This is a genomic window from Streptomyces sp. NPDC048606 (assembly GCF_040650855.1).
Taxonomy (GTDB): domain Bacteria; phylum Actinomycetota; class Actinomycetes; order Streptomycetales; family Streptomycetaceae; genus Streptomyces.
Map to the genome: position 1 here is coordinate 14,715 of NZ_JBEZIB010000040.1, position 17,779 is coordinate 32,493.

14 protein-coding genes are annotated in these 17,779 nt (G+C 72.5%); 5 read left to right on the top strand and 9 right to left on the bottom strand.

Going from position 1 to position 17,779, the window contains the following annotated elements; genetic code table 11:
* Positions 1 to 279 precede the first annotated feature (279 nt).
* The gene (locus tag AB0D01_RS32960) at positions 280 to 2,454 is read left to right on the top strand and encodes an FG-GAP-like repeat-containing protein (RefSeq protein WP_363061778.1); all 2,175 of its coding nucleotides are present in this window, start codon (positions 280 to 282) and stop codon (positions 2,452 to 2,454) included.
* A 410-nt stretch (positions 2,455 to 2,864) separates the two neighbouring features.
* On the opposite strand, the gene AB0D01_RS32965 is transcribed toward AB0D01_RS32960, so the two are convergent.
* Positions 2,865 to 4,124: a VCBS repeat-containing protein gene (locus AB0D01_RS32965; RefSeq protein WP_363061878.1), complete on the bottom strand. Its 1,260-nt coding sequence runs from the start codon at positions 4,122 to 4,124 to the stop codon at positions 2,865 to 2,867.
* A gap of 163 nt (positions 4,125 to 4,287) precedes the next feature.
* On the opposite strand from AB0D01_RS32965, the gene AB0D01_RS32970 reads away from it, so the two are divergent.
* The gene (locus AB0D01_RS32970) at positions 4,288 to 7,296 is read left to right on the top strand and encodes a BTAD domain-containing putative transcriptional regulator (RefSeq protein ID WP_363061780.1); all 3,009 of its coding nucleotides are present in this window, start codon (positions 4,288 to 4,290) and stop codon (positions 7,294 to 7,296) included.
* Positions 7,297 to 7,400: 104 nt separating this feature from the next.
* Here AB0D01_RS32970 and AB0D01_RS32975 read toward each other — a convergent pair whose 3' ends face one another.
* From AB0D01_RS32975 to AB0D01_RS32995, 5 genes are all read right to left on the bottom strand, one after another.
* On the bottom strand, positions 7,401 to 7,964 hold the full coding sequence (locus AB0D01_RS32975; RefSeq protein ID WP_363061782.1) for a hypothetical protein: 564 nt from the start codon (positions 7,962 to 7,964) through the stop codon (positions 7,401 to 7,403).
* Between the two features lie 436 nt (positions 7,965 to 8,400).
* Entirely contained in the window at positions 8,401 to 8,628 is a 228-nt protein-coding gene (locus tag AB0D01_RS32980; protein ID WP_363061784.1) for a hypothetical protein, read from the bottom strand.
* Positions 8,629 to 8,733: 105 nt separating this feature from the next.
* On the bottom strand, positions 8,734 to 9,333 hold the full coding sequence (locus tag AB0D01_RS32985; protein WP_363061786.1) for a dihydrofolate reductase family protein: 600 nt from the start codon (positions 9,331 to 9,333) through the stop codon (positions 8,734 to 8,736).
* Positions 9,330 to 10,193, bottom strand: a complete 864-nt coding sequence (locus tag AB0D01_RS32990) for a metalloregulator ArsR/SmtB family transcription factor (RefSeq protein ID WP_363061787.1) — start codon at positions 10,191 to 10,193, stop codon at positions 9,330 to 9,332. The genes AB0D01_RS32985 and AB0D01_RS32990 overlap by 4 nt, the downstream gene beginning before the upstream one ends.
* Positions 10,194 to 10,275: 82 nt before the next feature.
* Positions 10,276 to 10,695 carry an ATP-binding protein gene (locus AB0D01_RS32995; protein WP_363061788.1) on the bottom strand — a complete coding sequence of 140 codons (420 nt, stop codon included), beginning with the start codon at positions 10,693 to 10,695 and terminating at the stop codon, positions 10,276 to 10,278.
* 388 nt (positions 10,696 to 11,083) lie between these two features.
* Here AB0D01_RS32995 and AB0D01_RS33000 point away from each other — a divergent pair, with 388 nt between their 5' ends.
* The gene (locus AB0D01_RS33000; RefSeq protein WP_363061790.1) at positions 11,084 to 11,518 is read left to right on the top strand and encodes an SgcJ/EcaC family oxidoreductase; all 435 of its coding nucleotides are present in this window, start codon (positions 11,084 to 11,086) and stop codon (positions 11,516 to 11,518) included.
* 294 nt (positions 11,519 to 11,812) lie between these two features.
* Positions 11,813 to 13,093, top strand: coding sequence for a PQQ-binding-like beta-propeller repeat protein (locus AB0D01_RS33005; RefSeq protein ID WP_363061792.1), 1,281 nt, complete (start codon positions 11,813 to 11,815; stop codon positions 13,091 to 13,093).
* Between the two features lie 142 nt (positions 13,094 to 13,235).
* Here AB0D01_RS33005 and AB0D01_RS33010 read toward each other — a convergent pair whose 3' ends face one another.
* Positions 13,236 to 14,327: a GNAT family N-acetyltransferase gene (locus AB0D01_RS33010; protein ID WP_363061794.1), complete on the bottom strand. Its 1,092-nt coding sequence runs from the start codon at positions 14,325 to 14,327 to the stop codon at positions 13,236 to 13,238.
* 1,121 nt (positions 14,328 to 15,448) lie between these two features.
* On the opposite strand from AB0D01_RS33010, the gene AB0D01_RS33015 reads away from it, so the two are divergent.
* Positions 15,449 to 16,132 carry a hypothetical protein gene (locus AB0D01_RS33015; RefSeq protein ID WP_363061796.1) on the top strand — a complete coding sequence of 228 codons (684 nt, stop codon included), beginning with the start codon at positions 15,449 to 15,451 and terminating at the stop codon, positions 16,130 to 16,132.
* Positions 16,133 to 16,165: 33 nt separating this feature from the next.
* On the opposite strand, the gene AB0D01_RS33020 is transcribed toward AB0D01_RS33015, so the two are convergent.
* Complete coding sequence (locus tag AB0D01_RS33020) at positions 16,166 to 16,954, bottom strand: rhomboid-like protein (protein WP_363061798.1); 789 nt, start codon at positions 16,952 to 16,954, stop codon at positions 16,166 to 16,168.
* 92 nt (positions 16,955 to 17,046) lie between these two features.
* On the bottom strand, positions 17,047 to 17,592 hold the full coding sequence (locus tag AB0D01_RS33025) for a TIGR00730 family Rossman fold protein (RefSeq protein WP_363061800.1): 546 nt from the start codon (positions 17,590 to 17,592) through the stop codon (positions 17,047 to 17,049).
* Positions 17,593 to 17,779: the final 187 nt, after the last annotated feature.

Consider the following 17,779-nt stretch of genomic DNA (forward strand, 5'->3'; position numbering starts at 1 on the left):
GTGCGCATCATCCGTCCCGCGCGGTGACGCAGCTCACCCGGTACCGCTGCCGCGCGGGCGCTCTTTGGGTCGCTTTGTCACGTTGACCGGGGGCCGGGGCGCCGGCTTACATACGGGGGGCCGTACGTCGGATCTTCGTGAGCCCGCCTCCGCAACGAACGGCCGGCTGCGAGAGCCCGAGGATGCCGGCCTGTTTCGACGTCCTCGTCCGCCGTCCAGCCGTGAGAGCACCGGCCGCCGTCCACGGCCTTCCCTACTCCGCCACCGAGGAAGCCACTCATGCGACGAACCACCACGCGCCGTACGACGCCGCGCCGAACCGGCAGACCCGCGGTCCTCGCCGCGCTGTCGGCGGCCCTGATCGCCGCACCCCTGCTGCCGATCGGAGCGCCCGCGCGGGCCGCCGTCGGAAGCCCGGTCCCGACGGGCTCGTACGCCTTCGCCGCCCACCTCCGGATCGGCGACGGCGAGCGGACCCGCGCCTGTTCCGGTGTCCTCGTCGCCCCGCAGTGGGTGGCCACGGCGGCGAGTTGCCTCACCGACGGGCCGTTACCGGGGGGCGTCGTCGCGCCCGGCGCCCCGGCGCTGAAGACGGTCGCGACCGTCGGCCGCGCCGATCTGACGGCGACCACCGGCGGGCACGTCGCGGAGGTCACCGAGCTGGTGCCGCGCGTCGGGCGGGACCTCGTACTGGCCCGCCTCGCGACGCCCGCGACCGGGATCCAGCCGGTGGCCGTGGCCTCGGAACCGGCCGCTGCCGGCGACACCCTGAAGGTGGCGGGCTACGGCCGGACGAAGACCGAATGGGTGCCCGACCGGTTGCACGTGGCCTCCTTCGCCGTGAACACGGTCGACGCGACCACGTTCGCCATCACCGGCAGCTCGGCGGGCGACGCGATCTGCCAGGGCGACAGCGGCGGCCCCGTCCTGCGCGAGCGGGCCGGCGCCCTGGAACTCGTCGGCATCAGCAGCCGGTCCTGGCAGGGCGGTTGCCTGGGCGTCACGGAGACCCGCAACGGCGCCTTGGCCGTGCGCGCCGACGCTCTCGTGGGTGCCTCGCGGCTCACCGCCGGGCAGCGCCTCGCCTCCGGCGACACCCTCGCCTCGACCGCCGCCACGCTCACCATGCGGGCCGACGGTGACCTCGTCGTCGCGGCCAAGGCCGGCAACGTCCTGTGGTCGACGCGCACGGCGGGCAACGCGGGCGCCACCGCCCGGTTCGGGGCCGACGGCAACCTCGTCGTGCGCGACGCGGCCGACACGGCCACGCTGTGGCAGTCCGGCACCGCCGCCGGCGGCGGTTCGGTGGTGCTCCAGGAGCGCGGCAACCTCGTCGTGCGCGACGCGCAGGGCGCGTCCCGGTGGTCGAACGGCTCGGCCGTCCGCAACGACTTCGACGGCAGCGGTCGGGCTGACATGGTCGAGTGGTACGACTATCCCGACGACAGTGACGCGATGCACGTCTTCCGCGGCTCGCCGAGCGGCGCCCTCGACGCCCCCACCACGTCCTTCACGACGGGCCCGGGCAACTGGTCCGTCAACCAGATGAAGCGGATGTCCGGCGACTACAACGGCGACGGCCGCGCGGACCTGGCGGTGTTCTACGGCTACGGGGACGGTTCCGTGAAGCTGTGGACGTTCCTGGGACGGTCCGACGGCACCTTCGAGACCCCGTTCCCGTCCTGGTCGGCGCCGCCCGGTCACTGGGAGTTCTCCCGCGCCCGGTTCCACAGCGGGGACTTCAACGGCGACGGCCGCGACGACCTCGTCGCCTGGTACGACTACTGGGCCGGTCACGACACCATGTTCACGTTCCTGTCGGACGAGCGCGGCGGCTTCCCCGCGACCGCCCCCTTCGTCGGCTGGACCGTGCCGGCGGGCAGGTGGACGGCCTCGGACGCGAAGTACACCACGGGTGACTTCAACGGCGACGGCCGCGACGACGTCGCGGCGCTCTACCGCTACGGCGACCAGGCCGTGAAGCTGTGGACGTTCCTGGCCACGCCGTCGGGCGGCTTCCAGGACGGCCGGCTCGCCTGGGTCGCCGACACCTGGGGCCCGCTGGCGCGTACGGACGTCCATTCCGGCGACTTCGACGGCGACGGCCGCGACGACCTGGGCCTGTGGTTCGACTACGAGGCCGGGCACGACGCCTTCCACACCCTGAAGGGCAACGCGGACGGCACGGTGGGCTCGTACAGGGTGGCCCTGAACCTCCCGGCGGGCGAGGTGTCCCGGCAGAACCTGCGGCTCGTGGTGGGCGACTACAACGGCGACGGTCGTGACGACCTGGGCGCGATGTACGGGTACGGGGACGGCGAGCGGATGCTGACCTGGCCGGCCCTCGCGGACGGTTCCCTGGCGCCGACGGCCACGAGCGGCTGGATCAACGGCAGGCCGGAGTGGTGGGAGCTCTCGCGGGTCAACTTCGTCGACCGCTACACCAACGGCTGACGGCGCACGGGCCCCGGGTGGAGGACCGAGCCGCCCGGCCCCCGCGCCGTCCACGGAAGAACCGGATGCCGGATACCGGGCGGTGTGTGGTGTGTGGTGTGTGGTGTGACCGCACCGGCCGCACCACACACACCGCCCCGCCCCGCTCGTCAGCGGCTGTGGAGCCGGCCGGCGACGTTGGCCTGGTTCGCCTCCAGCAGGTAGAGGAGGATCCACAGTCCGATCACGAAGGCGAGCACGTCCGCCACCAGTGCGACGGCTCGGCCCCCCTGACTCCTTCTTCCACCGCGTGCGCGTGTGTGAGTGCTCATGCAGCGCGTGTTGCCGCGCGTGGGTGGCGCAAACCCTTGCCGGCACGCTCTGTTCGAGCAGCGTGCCGGCAAGGCCGGAGCGTCCGCGCCGGAAGCCGGTCAGGCCAGGTTGCGGTAGCCGTTCCAGCCGGCTCCGTAGGTGCCGATGACCTGCATGCCCCCGCCCGCGTTGTTCCAGCGCACCAACTCGCCGTTGCCGTTGTTGATCGCGACCAGGTCGCCGAGGCCGTCGCCGTTGAAGTCGCCCGCCACCAGGTCGCGGTAGCCGTCCCAGCCCGCGCCGTAGGTACCGGCGACCTGCATGCCCCCGCCCGCGCTGTTCCAACGCACCAACTCCCCGGCGCCGTTGATCGCGGCCAGGTCGGCATGACCGTCCCCGTTCAGGTCGGCGGCCGTCAGGGCGCGGTAGCCGCCCCAGCCGGGCCCGTAGTCGCCGTCGACGGTCAGACCCCCGCCGGTGTTCGACCAGCGCACCAGCCTGCCGTCGGGAGCGACGGCCACGAGGTCGCTCCGACCGTCTCGGTTGTAGTCGATGGCGGTCAGCTCGCGGTAGGGGCCCCAGCCGGCTCCGTAGGTGCCGGCCACCTGCATGCCCCCGCCGGCGTTGTTCCAGCGCACCAGTTCGCCGCTGCCGTGGTTCACGGCGACCACATCGCTGAAGCCGTCGCCGTTGAAGTCGCCGGCGGTCAGCTCGCGGTAGGGGCCCCAGCCCGCGCCGTAGGTGCCGGCCACCGGCATGCCACCGCCCGCGTTGTTCCAGCGTACGAGCTCGCCGGTGCCGTTGTTGATCGCGACCAGGTCGCTGAAGCCGTCGCCGTTGAAGTCGTTCGTGGGCGCGAGGCGCGAGACGCCGGCCGGTGCGATGTACGCGCCGACGCGCTGGCCGCTCGTGTTCACGCCGTTGCGCCAGTTCCAGCTCGTGCGCTTGACCGTACCGCTCTCGTTGCCGCCGACGGTGGTGACGGTGTCGCCGGAGACGGCCACCACGACGCTCACGTGGGCGGCGTAGGTTCCGGAGGCGTTGAGATCGAACACCACCGCGTCGCCGACATCGGGCACCTGGTCCAGGGTGCCGGGATGGTTCACGCCGTACCGGTAGAAGTCGCTCGCGCTGATGCCCAGGCCGCCGAGGTCGCTCACGCCGGCATTGCGCCAGACCCAGGTGGCGAACACCGCGCACCAGCCGCCACCGGGGCACTCCCCGTAGTACGAGCAGGTGTGTGGTTGGTTCGCCTCGCGGTTGGCGACGCCCGCGATGCCGGAGGCGGTGGCCGCCTGCGCGGACGGCGCCGTGGTCAGGGTCGCGCCCGCCGCCAGCAGGACGCCCAGCGCGGTGGTGGCGACTCGGCGGAACAGCATTGCTCTCACGTTCGACTCCTCGATTCCATGCGGCCCTTCAGGTGCCGTGGAAGAGACTCGCCGACCCCGCTGTAAGTCCTCTGCAAACCGTACGATTCCCTGGCGGGCGTTCGCCGCAGGGGTGGTACGGAGTCAACGCCGGGGGGCGCGGATGGAGTTCAGGGTGCTCGGTCCTGTGGAGGTGTGGTCGCAGGGCGGCCGGTTGCCGTTGGGCGGGCCGAAGCCACGCGCCCTGCTCGCCACCCTCCTCCTGTCGCACGGCCGGGTGGTCTCCACGGAACGGCTGGTCGACCGGGTGTGGGGCGAGGCCCCGCCGCCGACGGCCCGCGCTCTGGTCCAGACGTACGTCTCCGCGCTCCGCCGCGCGATCGGAAGCGACGTACTGGAGACCCGCCCGCCCGGCTACGTCCTGCACGCCCCCGCGGTCGCCTTCGACCTGGCCGTGTTCGAACGACTCGCCGGGGAGGGGCGGGACGCGCTGACCGCCGGCGAGCCCGAACGCGCCTCCGCACAGCTGCGTTCCGCCCTGGACCTGTGGCGGGGCGCCCCGCTGGGGGGAATCGGCGACGCGCTGCGGGCGGACGCCCACCGCCTGGACGAACTCCGCTTGGGCGCGCTGGAGGACCGGGCCGCGGCCGACCTGGCCCTGGGGCGCACGACCGAGCTCCTCGGCGAACTGCCTTCCCTGGTGGCGTACGCACCCCTGCGCGAGCGGCTCCGCCACCAGCTGATCACCGTGCTGTACCGGGTGGGCCGCCGGGCGGACGCGCTCGCCACCTATCACGAGGGGCGTCGGCTGCTCGCCGACGAGCTCGGCATCGACCCGGGGCCCGAGCTGCGGCGCCTCTACGAGTCGATCATTCGGGCTGACCCCGCGTCGGCGGCGGGAGGGCGAGAACAGGTGCGCGAGCACGCGCCGATGGCGACTCCGGCTCAACTGCCGCCACAGGTCGCTGACTTCACCGGTCATGACAAAGCCTTCGCCACGCTCGTCGGAGGGCTGACCGATCCCGGTCCGGTCTGGCTCGTGACCGGCAGCGGTGGCGTCGGCAAGTCGACGCTCGCGGTGCAGGCCGCCCACCGGGTGGCGTCCGCGTACCCGGACGGGCAGCTCTACGCCTCCCTGCGCGGCACGGTGGGCCCCGCCGCCCTGCCGGGCGAGGTACTCGGCCGGTTCCTGCGTTCCCTGGGCATGCCCGACAGCGCGGTCCCCGACCGGGTGGAGGACCGGATCGGCCAGTTCCGGACCCTGCTGAGCGGCCGCCGGGTACTGCTGGTGCTGGACGACGTGGGCGACGAGGCCCAGGTGCGACCCCTGCTCCCCGGGGCCGCGACCTGCGGTGTCGTACTCACCAGCCGCAGCCGCCTGGCAGGGCTGAGCTCCATCGCCCGGGTCGAACTCGACGCCCTGGCCGACGACGCGGCGGTGGAGCTGCTGGCCCGGATCGCCGGAGCCGACCGGGTTGCCGCCGAGCCGGAGGCCGCCGCCGAGGTGGCCCGACACTGCGGAGGCCTGCCCCTGGCCGTACGCATCGCCGGAGCGCGGCTGGCCACCCGAAGACACTGGCGCGTCAGCACCCTCGCCGGCCGGCTGGCGGACGAGTACCGCCGGCTGGACGAGCTGCGGGCGGGCGACCTGGAGGTGCGCGCCACCTTCGACCTCAGCCACCACGCCCTCGACGCCCAGGCCCGCACGGCCTTCGCCCGTCTCGGCCTCCTCGGCGTACCGGACTTCGCGCCTTGGGTGCTGGCACCGCTGCTGGACGTTCCCGACCCGATGGCCGAGGAGATAGGCGAGCGACTGATCGACGCCCAGCTCCTCGACGTGGAGCGCGACCCCGCCTCCGGGCAACCCCGCTATCGCATGCACGACCTGCTCCGCGTCTACGCCGCCGAACAGGCGGAGGCGACCCAGACGTCCCGGGAGCGTTCCGCCGCCCTGAGCCGGGTGATGGGCGGTTGGCTGTGGCTCGTCACACAGACCACGGCCGCACAGCACTCCGGGACGGTGCAGGCTCCTACGGGAGGCACACCGACCAGACCCCTGTCACCCGAGGCGGCGGCCTTCGCGCTGGCGGATCCCCTCTCCTGGTTCGCCGCAGAGGAGGTGGCCCTGGTGGCCGCGGTCGAGCGGGCCGCCGCGATGGACCTGGACACGCCCGCCTGCGATCTGGCGGCCGCGCTCGGCGCCTCCGCCTTCGCCGTCGGGAACCGGTTCCGGCAGTGGAGCCGGGTGCACACCGGGGCACTCGCCGCCACCCGCCGCGCGGGCAACACCACCGGGGAGGCGACGCTGTTGGCCGGTCTCGGTCAGCTGCGCTACGAAGAGGACCGCTACACCGAAGCGGAGCGGTACTTCCGGCAGGCCCTGCCCCTGTTCGAAACGGCCGGTGACGTCCGGGGCACGGCGGTGGTGCTCGCCGGCCTCGGCTCGGTCGACCGGGAGCGCGGTCGCTTCGTCTCCGCCCGCGACCAGCTCACCCGCGCCCTCGACGGATTCCGGCGGAGCGACGACCACGCGGGCATCGGGCACACCGCCCGCCTGGCCGCCTCCGTGCACCTGGAGGAGGGCACCTACCCCGCCGCGCGCGCACTCCTCGTGGAGTCCCTCACGGCCTACCGGCGCATCGGCAGCATCCGCGGCGAGGCCCTGACGCTGCGCACCACCGGGCTGGTGCACCGCGCCGTCGGCGACTACCGGGCCGCCGCCGACCTGTGCGCCGAAGCGGGCGAGATGTTCCGCGCCACCGGGGACCGCCTGATGGCCGCCTACGCCGACCAAGCCATGGCCAAGGCCCTCGTCCGGCTCGGGGAGACGTCCGGCATCCGCACCGTGCTCAGCGCGGCCCTGCGGGAGTGCCGCGACCACAGCGACCCCTTGGGCGAAGGCCTCGTCCTGCGCACCCTGGGCGAGCTGTCCCTGGCCGAGGGCCGACTCGACGAGGCCGCCCGCGAACTGGAGGCCGCCGTACGCATCTGGCAGCGCCTGGGCCTGCCCCTGTTCTGCGCGCGGGCACACCGCGACCTGGCGGCCGTACACGAGGCCGCCGGGGACCCGCGTACTGCGGCCGAGCTGCGCGCCGACGCACTGCGGGTCTTCGCCGCCTTCGGCGCACGGGAGCACGGGGAGCTGTCCCGACGGACGAACGCCGGGGTGGTCCCGGTGGGGTGACGGGGCCGTGGAGCGGTGACAGCGAGGGGCACCCGTCGAGATCGTCTCGGCGGATGCCCGTCTCGTGCTTTGGCCGGCCGCCCCGGCCGGCGGGGCGGATGCCGCTACTCGGCGGCCTTGGCGCAGGTCACCTTCGCGAACTTCGAGGTGACGGTGTACGTGTCGTTGGGGACGCCGGTGAACTCGAAGAAGCCGTCCTGGATGGTTTGGGTGGTGTTCACGACGGCGCCGGAGGAGTTCTTCAAAGTGACCGTCTCCGCCACCGGGAATCCCCTGCCGGACACCCCGTAGGTCGTTCCCGGCCCCTTGGTCACGGTGCACTTGATCGCGGCCTCCTCGTCGGACACCCACTTCGGGCAGATCGCCCTGGCCCGACGTCCCGCGGCGCTGTAGGTGTCGTTCGGCAGCCCTGTGACCTCGAAGAAGCCTCCGGTGATGACGCGCGCCGTGCGCACCGCGGTGCCCTGCGAGTTCCTCACGGTGACGCGTTCGCCGGGTCTGAACCCTTCGCCGGACACGCCGAACGTGTTGTTGGGGCCCTCCGAGAGGAAGCAGGTGGCGCCGGGTACGGCCCGTGCCGCCGCGTCGGCCGTCATCACGGTGACGCCGGTCCACCCGCTGAACGCCACGGCGGCCACGACCGCGGTGGAGAGGGTCTTCCTTCGCATGAGATGTCCCTTCCGTCGGCTGAAGGCAGTCGCGTCGCCCGAGTAGGTCACCGCCCGCACAGGTCTCCCGCTTCTCGCGCCCGGTGGCGAAAGTGTCTTCTCGGGGATCCCACCTCTGGTCGATGGGGCGCAGAGCTGTAGGGCGATGCTCACTGCCCTGACGTCCACCGATGACGGCCGAGGTGGTTGTGCCTTCAACCTCGGCTCGGAAAGCGGAATTTTGACGACGCGTGGAGGTCTGTCATCACCCACACCCGCAGGGGGCCTCCATCCGCTCCCCACTATTGCACCGGGCGGGGCGGGCCGCACGTGGGCGTGGTCGACCGGAAGCCGATCCTCGCGCGGCGTGATCGCGGTGACCGTGAGGTCCTCCACACCAAACTCGGCGCGCCGACAGGCAGGCCCTGCCTCCCGTCGGTGGCTCGCGCAAGCGGGGTCAGCCGTTCGAAAGCTCTCCGGTCTCGGCGACCCTGCCGACCGTGCCGACCACCTCGTCGACCGCCACATCGGGCTTGCGCACCACGTCCGTGGCGACGGCGGACGAGTCGACCACGGGCTTCCCCAGTGCGCCCAGGCCGCCGAGCCCGTCCGCGAACACGGGCGGCGAGGAGGCGAGGGAAGCGGCTCCGGCCACGAGGACAAGGACCATCGTCTTCTTGATCACGCCCCGCTCAACGAGGCACCCTCCCCCAGGGACACCCCCCGGCCGACCCGACCTCGCCTTGCCGGGGCGGCCACTCCACCTCCGGGCGCACTGACCGCAGAAGAGTCAGCGCAGCCGGTCGTACACCAAGGCGATCTCCCCCAGATCGCCGGTCTCCTGGTGCGTGAGCTTCCATTTCGAGCTCGGCAGGCCGTCGTCAAACAGCCGCGCCCCGCCCCCGACGATCTCGGGAAAGACCATCAGGTACAGCCGGTCCAGCAGATCCGCCGAGAGGAGCGCCTTCATGACACTGGCACTGCTGTTGACGAGGATGTCGCCCTCACCCGCGGTCCTGAGATCGGCGACGACCTCCGCGGCGGGGGCGTTCACCAGGCGGGTGTTGTGCCACGGCGCCTCGGCCAGGGTGGTCGAGAAGACCACCTTCTCCGTGTCGACGAGCCACTTCGCATACCCACGATCACGCGGATCGGCGTTCTCATCCACGGCGACCGACGGCCAGTACCCCAGGAACCCCTGGGCATTGACCCTTCCGAGCAGGGCTGTCGTCGCGCCCTCCCAGATTCGGGTGAGCTGGTCCCTCGCGACCTCGGTGGTCACGTACGGTGCGAAGGCGCTGAAGTCGTGGACTCCACCGCGGCCGTTGTACCGTCCATCCAGGCTCAGAGCCAGGTTCGCGGTCACCCTGCGGCTGGTCGCCTTGTTCATTTCACGCTCCCCGTATCGGTGCTGTCGGTGTCGTGCGGGTCTGTGGCGAGGGTGGCGAGAGCGGCGTCCAATTTGTCGAGGCTGTGGTCGAAGCCGATCTCGATTCCCGCGATGAAGTCGGCGGAGTCGACCGTGCTGTCGGCGATCCGCCAGTGGACTTCGAGGTCCGTGCCCGTATCGGACGGCGCCAGGACCATGTCGACGTGCGCGGTGAACGCGGTGCTCCCATCGGGCAGTACGGGAGAGAGTCGGTAGCCGAGGCTCTCACCGGGCCGCACGCTCTCGACGCATCCCTCCGCACGACCGGCTACGACGTCGGAGCCGTCGACATCCTCGGTGTCGCGGTACTCCTGGACGATTCGTCCACCCGGTCGTGCTTCGAAGACCAGCTCGGAGACCCTGAGGTCATCCGGCGTCCACCAGAGGGCGAGCAGGGACTCCTCGGTGAGGTGACTCCAGACCAGTTCAGGTCGCCCGGCCAGCGACCGGTGAAACCGGAAGGTGCGGTCGTCGGCCCATCCGGGCTCCTGCGCGGCGAGTCGCTCCAGGCGGAGGCTGTTTCCGTAGCGGTCGTAGGTCGCGCGCGAGCCGGCGGGCTGGTCCGCTTGGTCGGCGAGCCGGTTCAAGGCCGCCGCCAGTTCCCGCAGGGGGGCGGACTGCAGCGCGTAGATACGCCGCTGCCCCGTGCGCTGCGAGGTGACGATGCCGGCGCGCTCCAGGGTCTGCAGGTGCTTGGTCGTCTGCGGCTGGCGCGCGTCGGCAAGCTGGGCGAGAACCCCGACCGGACGGGGCCGCTCGGCCAGCAGCCTCACGAGCCGCAGGCGGGCGGGGTCTGCCAGTGCGGCGAGGAGTGCGTCCATGAGCACAATCATTCTCCGTGGAGAATATTCCTGTCAAGGAATACTTGTGCTCGCTCGGCGCCCCGACAGCCCGGCCGCCCGCTCAGGCGTGCGAGGACGGGCGCCCCGGAGGCTGGAAGCAGGCGGTGATCGTCTTGCCGGTGTGGCAGGGGTGCGCGTGGGCCTCCCACCGGTCGGCGAGCGCGTCGATGATGGCCAGGCCCCGGCCGGAGGTCGCCCGGGTCGAGGCGGGCTTGGGAGCCGGCAGCTCCGGGTCGCCGTCGGCCACGCTGACGTGCACGCAACAGCCGTCCCAGGCGAGCACGAGTTGGGCGCTGCTGTGTGCGTGCACGTGCGCGTTGGTGACCAGTTCCGACACGGTCAACAGGATGGAATGGACGGTGTCGGGGGCGTCCTCGCTCCACTCCAGGGTCTTCAGATGCGCCAGGCACCATCGGCGTGCCTCACGAACGCCCAGGTGCACGGGAAACGACCTGGCCCAACCGACGGCTCGGATCACCACGGTCTCACCATCCCTCCTCGGTCGGTCGGCGGGTCGCTCCTCAGCCGCGTCCGGCCCGGTGTCGGGGACGGTGGGCGTCTCGTCGGGTGACCAGCAGCAGGGCCAGCAGCATCGGCGCGATCAGCATGATCATGGTCCCCATCGGCCTTCGCCTCCTCACGATCGGTACCTCTTCGACCTGTTCGGCTCCTTCCCGTGTTTCCGGCAGGCTTCGACGCAAACCCCCCTTTCTCCCGGGCCCGACCGGCACGGGCCGGCTCGCGTCGCCCCTGCCCCGCTCGACCACCCTTGACCTCAAGCGCACTTGATGTCCTTGAGTGGTTCACGGCGGCGAGAACGTCGCCCGACCCGGTAACGGATCGGATTCCCGAGCGGAGCGAGGCACATCATGACGAACGACACCCTGACCGTGGGCAACATCTCCGCGCAGACCCGTGAGGCGGTGACGGGCGTGGTCAAGGATCTGGAGAACGCGTTCAACGCCCACGACGGCGCGGCCCTGGCCGAGCAGTTCGGCGTGGACGCCTCGTGGACCAACGCGGCCGGCCTGCGGCTCGACGGCCGGGAAGCGATCGCGGAGTTCAGCGGGCCCGCGCTCAAGGGCTTCCTGAGCGAGTCGTACGCACGCTACGACGTCGTGAAGCTCCTGGAGATCGCGGACGGCGTCATCGGCGTGAACGTCCACCAGACCCCGACGGACGCCTCGGGCAACCCCGTCGAAGGTCCGCACGGTGTGACCACGTACGTGATCGCACGGCAGCCGGACGGCTGGAAGATCGTGGTCGGCCAGAACTCGGCCGTCGCCGCACCGCCCCTGGGGTGAGCGGGCGGCGGCCGGAGAGAAGGCGCCGGTGGCTCGCCGCCGCAAGGCATGAGGGAACCCAGGCGTTCTGTTCGCTCCGGCCCGAGACGGCGATCGGCCCCGCCGGTTCCACCCTTCGATACGGTCGGATGCGGCCCTCCCGTTCGGTTGGCCGAACGCCTATGATCATCACCGCCGGGGGGGTATTGTGTGAGGTCATGCCCAGCGATCGGCGTCGGCGTTGCGGCAGAGGGGCGGCGAGTGGCCACGGACACGAACGACGACGCGCCCTCAGGCAGAGGACGGATCGGCCGCGTGCTGATCACAGGTGGCGTCGCCGTGGCCCTGATCGGCGCCCTCACCGCCGGATGTCTCGCCTACGCCGGCCGTTTCCCGGGCAATTCCATGGATGCCGCGTGGAAGACCTCCGCGGACGACGAGCCCTCCGAACAGGGCAACGGAGCCTGGCTGGCCGGCGACACCCTGGTGCGCAGCCGCTTCGACGCGGCGACCGGCTACGACGCCGGCACCGGCAAGCAGGTCTGGGAGTACCGGCCACCCGGCCGCTCCGAGATATGCACGGCCGAGGCCGACGTCGACCACTCCGTCCTGCTCATCACGCGCGACGACGACACCCGCCCCGCCTCTGCCCGGCGGGAGCTGTGCACCGCCGTCGCCGCGATCGACCTGAAGAACGGCCGGGAGCTCTGGCGCGCCCCGATCCCCGAGAGCGGCAAAGGCCGCTTCGAGCCCGACCCGTTGGCCGCCGGCGGCGGTCTCGCCGTGCTCGCCGACCAGGGGCTGCGCGCGGTCGACGTACGCACCGGCGCCTCCCGCTGGACGGCCGCCGTACCCAAGCACTGCCTGCCGGGCAAGGCGGCCCCGGCCACACGCCACGTCGCCGCCGTCCTCACCTGCGGCGACCCGGCCAAACCGTGGAAGGACGGCGCCCCCGCGGACGCCGAACTGCACGCCGCCGCCTTCGACCCGGCCACCGGCGCCCTGCTGTGGTCCACCCCGTTCGGCGACCGCGAGCCGGTCAGGCCCGGTACGGTCACGTCCATCGTCTCGGCCGACCCCCTGGTCGTGTCCGCCACGACCTCCTCAGGATCGCCGTCGACCTCGTTGAGCTCCGACTCCGGGGCCTACCACTCCTTCGGCCCGGACGGCCGCGCCAACCCGCCCATCGACTACGACGGCTCCTACGGGAGACTGGACCCCAGGATCCCCCTCGGGTCGGCGACGGACGGCACCCGGCTCTACGCACTGGCCGGCTACTCCATGAAGGGCGGGGCCCGTCACCGTCCGGTCGCGTTCGACCTGGCCACCGGTCGGCCGGTCTGGAAAGCCGGTCTCGACGATCTGCCGGGCATCGGCCTGCACGTCCGGGACGGAAGGGTCACGGTGATCGCCAGAGGCAGCGCGACCTCGCCGGTCCCCGACGAGGACCTGTACGTCTTCGACGCCGCCACCGGCAGGGAACGCGACGTCCGCGACTTCCACGACGACGTGCCGGCGGACCGGATCTTCGAGTACAAGGGGCTGCTCATCGTCGCCGACCTGGGTGTCTCCTTCACCGCGTACGAACGCTCGTGACCCTCGCTCGTACGTACGCCCCCGCCGCGACGGGTCGAGGGGTGGAACCTCGACCCTGTCAAGGGGTCGGGTCACCGCGCGCCGGGGCCGCTCGCGCGGATCGCGCCCCGGGCCGGCCAGGGCGCCGTGCCCGCGGATTCGATCACGGGCGGCGGTCGCGCAGCCTGCCGACCGCGGCCAGGGCGCGCAGCGCCGCGGCCTTGAGGTACGGCCGCTCGCGCACGAACCCCCGGGCCGCGCGCGGCGGCTCGTGGCTGAGCCAGTGCAGGGCCGCCCCCGCTCCGGCGCGGAGCACGGCGCCCTCGTGCACGATCAGGTCCCGCGTCTTGAGGGAGTCCTTGTAGGGGGCGTCGCCCCTGCCGAGATCGAGCATGTCGATGCCGGCGGCGGCGGCCTCCTTGATCATGCAGAGGTAGAGGACGCGTCCGGGACTGAAGGTGGCGTACTCCCGGTCGTAGGCGGGGAACCAGCACGAGAGCACGGTGCGCGAGCGCAGGCCGAAGTGCGCGGCGACGGGTCGCCCGCCCGCGTAGAGGACCGACAGGAGGCCCGTGCAGGACGGTGTCCGCGTGGTGGCGAGCATCGTCACCAGGTTGTTGATCCAGTCCTGGGCGAACCGGTCGCGCCGGCCGGTTCGGCGGTACTGGGCGGACTTCCAGGTCATCAGCGTCCGCAGTGCGGCCGGATCGCGCTCGTCGAACACGAACCGCAGCGGTCCGGCCTGCCGGGCCAGACGGCGTTCCTGTGCGCGGGTGGCCTTCAGGAAGGTGCGGGAGCCGGCCCGGAGGCGGACCTCGTAGTCGGCGTATCCGCCGGTGAGGTCGATGACGGGCGAGGCGAAGCGCCCGGTGACGAAGGGCAGGAACAGGTCCTGGCCGGTTTCGAGGTGGTTGAACTCCCAGACGGACAGGGAGCCGGCGCGCAGCAGCTCGTGCGGGTCCACCTCCACACCGGGGCGCAGTACGGCTCCCTGGCAGTCGGAGACGCCCAGGCCGATGGCACGGCCGCGGCCCCACCGGCTGCGCTCGAAGGGGAAGAAGCCGGCGGGCTCGCCGCCCTGGCGCACGACCGCGACCCGGGCACCCGGGCGCACGCGGCCGACCGCCCGGCAGAACTCGGCGCTCATGAAGGGGTTGGCCTGTGGCGCCGTACGGGCCCGTAGTTCGCCCCACAGTTCCAGGTCGGCCGGCGTCAGCTCGGCGGGGCGAATCACGTCGATGCGTTGAACGGTCACTGCGGCTCCTGTATACGTCGAAAAGCTCACCGCGCCGTGACCGACTGCCGGCGCACGGGTGGTGCGCCGCGGTCACGCCGGGGCGCACCACCCGGTCCCCGGAGTCCGTGCGGGCCTCGGGGCTCGCCCTGCCGAGCTCTGGTTTCGGCCGCGGTCGGAGGGTGGGTGAGGGCGCCTCGCGGTGTTAAACGACTGTCGGAGTAACAGGCAGCGGCGCAGGCGCGACCGGGGAAGGGGAAGTGGCTTGCGGCGGCGTGCGGGCGGCGGGCCCCATCGTCACGCGTGCCGGGTCGTGGGTGGGCGACCGTCCGGGCCGGCGCGGGTCCCTCGTTCGGTGGAGTCGGGCCTCCGCGCAGCGTGCCCCGTGTATCGGGCGGTGCCCGATCACCCCCCGGGGTTAGTGGGTCGGCGCAGGGGATGACGGGCCGGGGCCCGCAAAAGTACTCCGGCCGGAGTTTTGCGGGTGGAACTTCGTGGTCCGCGCGCGCTGCCGCCGGTTGGCTTGGGGCTCACGCGCAGTACGTCTCCGGCAGGCGCCGGGCGAGAGAGAGTCCCCCATGAGAATCCGAAGCGGCATCGCGGCGGCCCTGACCGCGATATGCGCGAGCATCGCCCCGGTGCCTTCGGCTCAGGCGGGCGCGCCCGAATTCGGCCGGCCGGACGCCGTCGTGAACGAGGCGACCGTCGAAGGGCACCGAGCCGGCGGCCACGACCCACAAGCCCCGTCCGACGCGGGCACGGTCCCCCGGCCCCGCTGCCGCGCGCAAGCCGCGTCCACGTCCGCGACGGACGGCCCGGTGCGACACCGCACGCGCCCGGGCCACCGGTCCGAGCGCCACTGGGAACCGCCGTCCTCCTGGCGGCCCTGGCAGCCGTCGCGTTCGCGGCACGTCGGCTCGGAGCGGGTGCCCTCGGTGACGCCCGGTGGCGACGCGCGCGACACGGCTCCGCGTCCCGTCCGCGCGGTGTCCTGTGCCACCGGGGTCCGGGCGCCGGGCTGACGGCCCTGCCGTACGGAGGGCCCGTCGCCGAGGCCTCGCACGCCACCGTGCGCGTCGGCGCACCGTCGAAGACTTCCCGCGAACCAGCCCTGGAACGCGATATTTCAGAGAGAGAGAACGATGAAAGCAAGGATCGCCCAGGCCGCCGTCGCCGCTGCCGTACTCGCGGTCGGTTCCGGCGCCGTGATCACCGTCGCCACGGCCTCCGCGTCGGAGACCTCCGAGATGTCCGTCTCGGCCCAGGGCGCGACGGTCGCCGCGCAGCCGGCGGCCACGGTCGCGGCGGAGCCGAACGCCACCGTGGTGGCGGAACCCAACGCCACGGTACTGGCGGAGCCGGCCGGCACCGCCCTCCCTCCGCAGCCGGGCGGTACGACGGCGCCGCCGCCGAAGCCGAGCAAGTCGCCCGCGCCCTCGGGCACCCCGCAGCCGGGCAAGACCACCACACCTCCCCCGAAGCCGAGCAAGACCACGACGGCCTCCCCGCAGCCGGGCAAGCCGGGTGAGACCTACAAGGGTTCCGCGACCTTCTACTCCCCCGGCCTGGGTGCGTGCGGGAAGATGATCAAGGAGAACGAGCTCGCCGTCGCCCTCGACCCGACCATGTTCGGGGCCGGCTACCCGTCGAGCAACTGCGGGCGCAAGGTCGTCATCACCTACAAGGGGAAGTCGATCACGGCGACGGTCCTCGACGAGGCTCCGGGCGCGGGCCGACACGGTCTCGACCTCACGCCGGGCGCGTTCAAGGCACTGGCTCCGCTCGACAAGAACAAGATCGACGTCACCTGGCACTTCGCCAAGTAACCCATAGGGCGGGGGCGGGGGCCACGGCCCCGGTCAGGCCGACGGCCGCGTCCCCGTTCCCGCCGACCGCGAGGTCGGTTCCGGAACGGACCGTCGCGGCCCGACGTCGCCCTCGGTGGGCCGTGACCCCGTGGCGCCCGACCCTCGGTTCCTGAAGGCCGGAACGCCGAGCAGGGCGAAGCCGAGGGCCGCCGCAACGAGATGGCCGACGGTGGTGAAGTCCGGCAGCGGACCGGTCCATTCGGCGCCGCCGAGGGGCCAGGCGAGTACGAAGGCCACCCACGGCAGGCGTGCCCGGCGCGGCAGGGCGAGCGTACCGATCGCCAGTACGGTCTGGGCTCCGTAGCTGACCCCGTAGTCCAAGGCCTCGCGCGTGGACGGGGGGTACCAGCCCTGCCGCAGCGCCACGGTGACGACGGCGGCGGTGAGCAATGTCGCCGCCACGTGCCCACCGAGGAACACGGCCGCCGCGCGCGCCGTACCCCACCGGTGCTCCGTCCAGGCCAGGAAGCAACAGACGCCGAGGCCCAGGGTGATCAGGGTGCCGACGAACTCGACCGAGGTGACGTCCGTGAGCGTCCCGTCGAAGAACAACACGCTGCCGAGCAGCGCGGTCAGCGGATGGTCCCCGAGGTTCTCCAGGTTCGTACTGACGTGGCCCAGTACGTCGGCCGCCCGGTCGGCGGACGCCCCCCGGCCGATCCAGGCGTGACCGGCGAGGAGCAGACAGACGTAGCCGAGCGTGGCCGGCGCGCGGCGCGGGTACGCCCGTACGGCGTCGATCGCCCTGCCCAGCGGAGCCCTCGACGGCCGAGCGTTCACATGCGGTCCTTTCACAGGCGATCGGCGTCGCGCCGGGAAGCGGGTGCGCCCAGGATACGGGGCGCCGCTGCGCCGGTCCGGGGCGCGGCGGGTCAGGGGCCCGTGACGGTGCGTTCCAGGAAGGCGAGGGCGTCGGCGGGTTCGTCGGCGATGAACAGCAATTCGGTCAGGGGGACGGGGAGGAAGCCCTCGGCCTCCATGCGGAAGAGCTGTTCGCGCAGGCCGTCGTAGAAGCCGGCCGTGTTCAGGAGGACCACCGGTTTGGCGGTCCTGCCGTGCTTCCTCAGCTCCAGGATCTCGGTGGCCTCGTCGAGGGTTCCCATGCCGCCCACCATGATGACGAACGCGTCGGCCCGCTCCATGAGGGTCGCCTTGCGCTCGGCGAGGTCGCGGGTGAAGACCATCTCGTCGGGGGCGGTCACCGGTCGTGCCTTGGCCGCCAGGAAGTCGACCGAGACTCCCGAGAGCCTTCCTCCCGCGCCGCTGACGCCGTCCGCGACGACCTTCATCAGGCCCGTGTCGGAGCCGCCCCAGACGAGGGTGTGGCCGCCCTCGCCGAGGAGCTCGGCGAACCGGTGGGCGGGCTCGGTGTAGCGGACGTCGAGGTCGGCGGCGGAGAGGAAGACGCATACGTTCACCGGGCCACCGTAGCGGTGCCCGCACGCCGATCGGTGCCCGGCCGCGCACGCCGCCCCCATCGCATACGTGGCCTCCGCCCCGCGCGGCGTGCCCGCGGCCGAACCCGCCCGCAGCAACATGGTGTTCACCGGAGCGCGCGCCCGGGGTAACAGCGTCTCCCTAGCGTGACCGACCGACGGAGCGCGA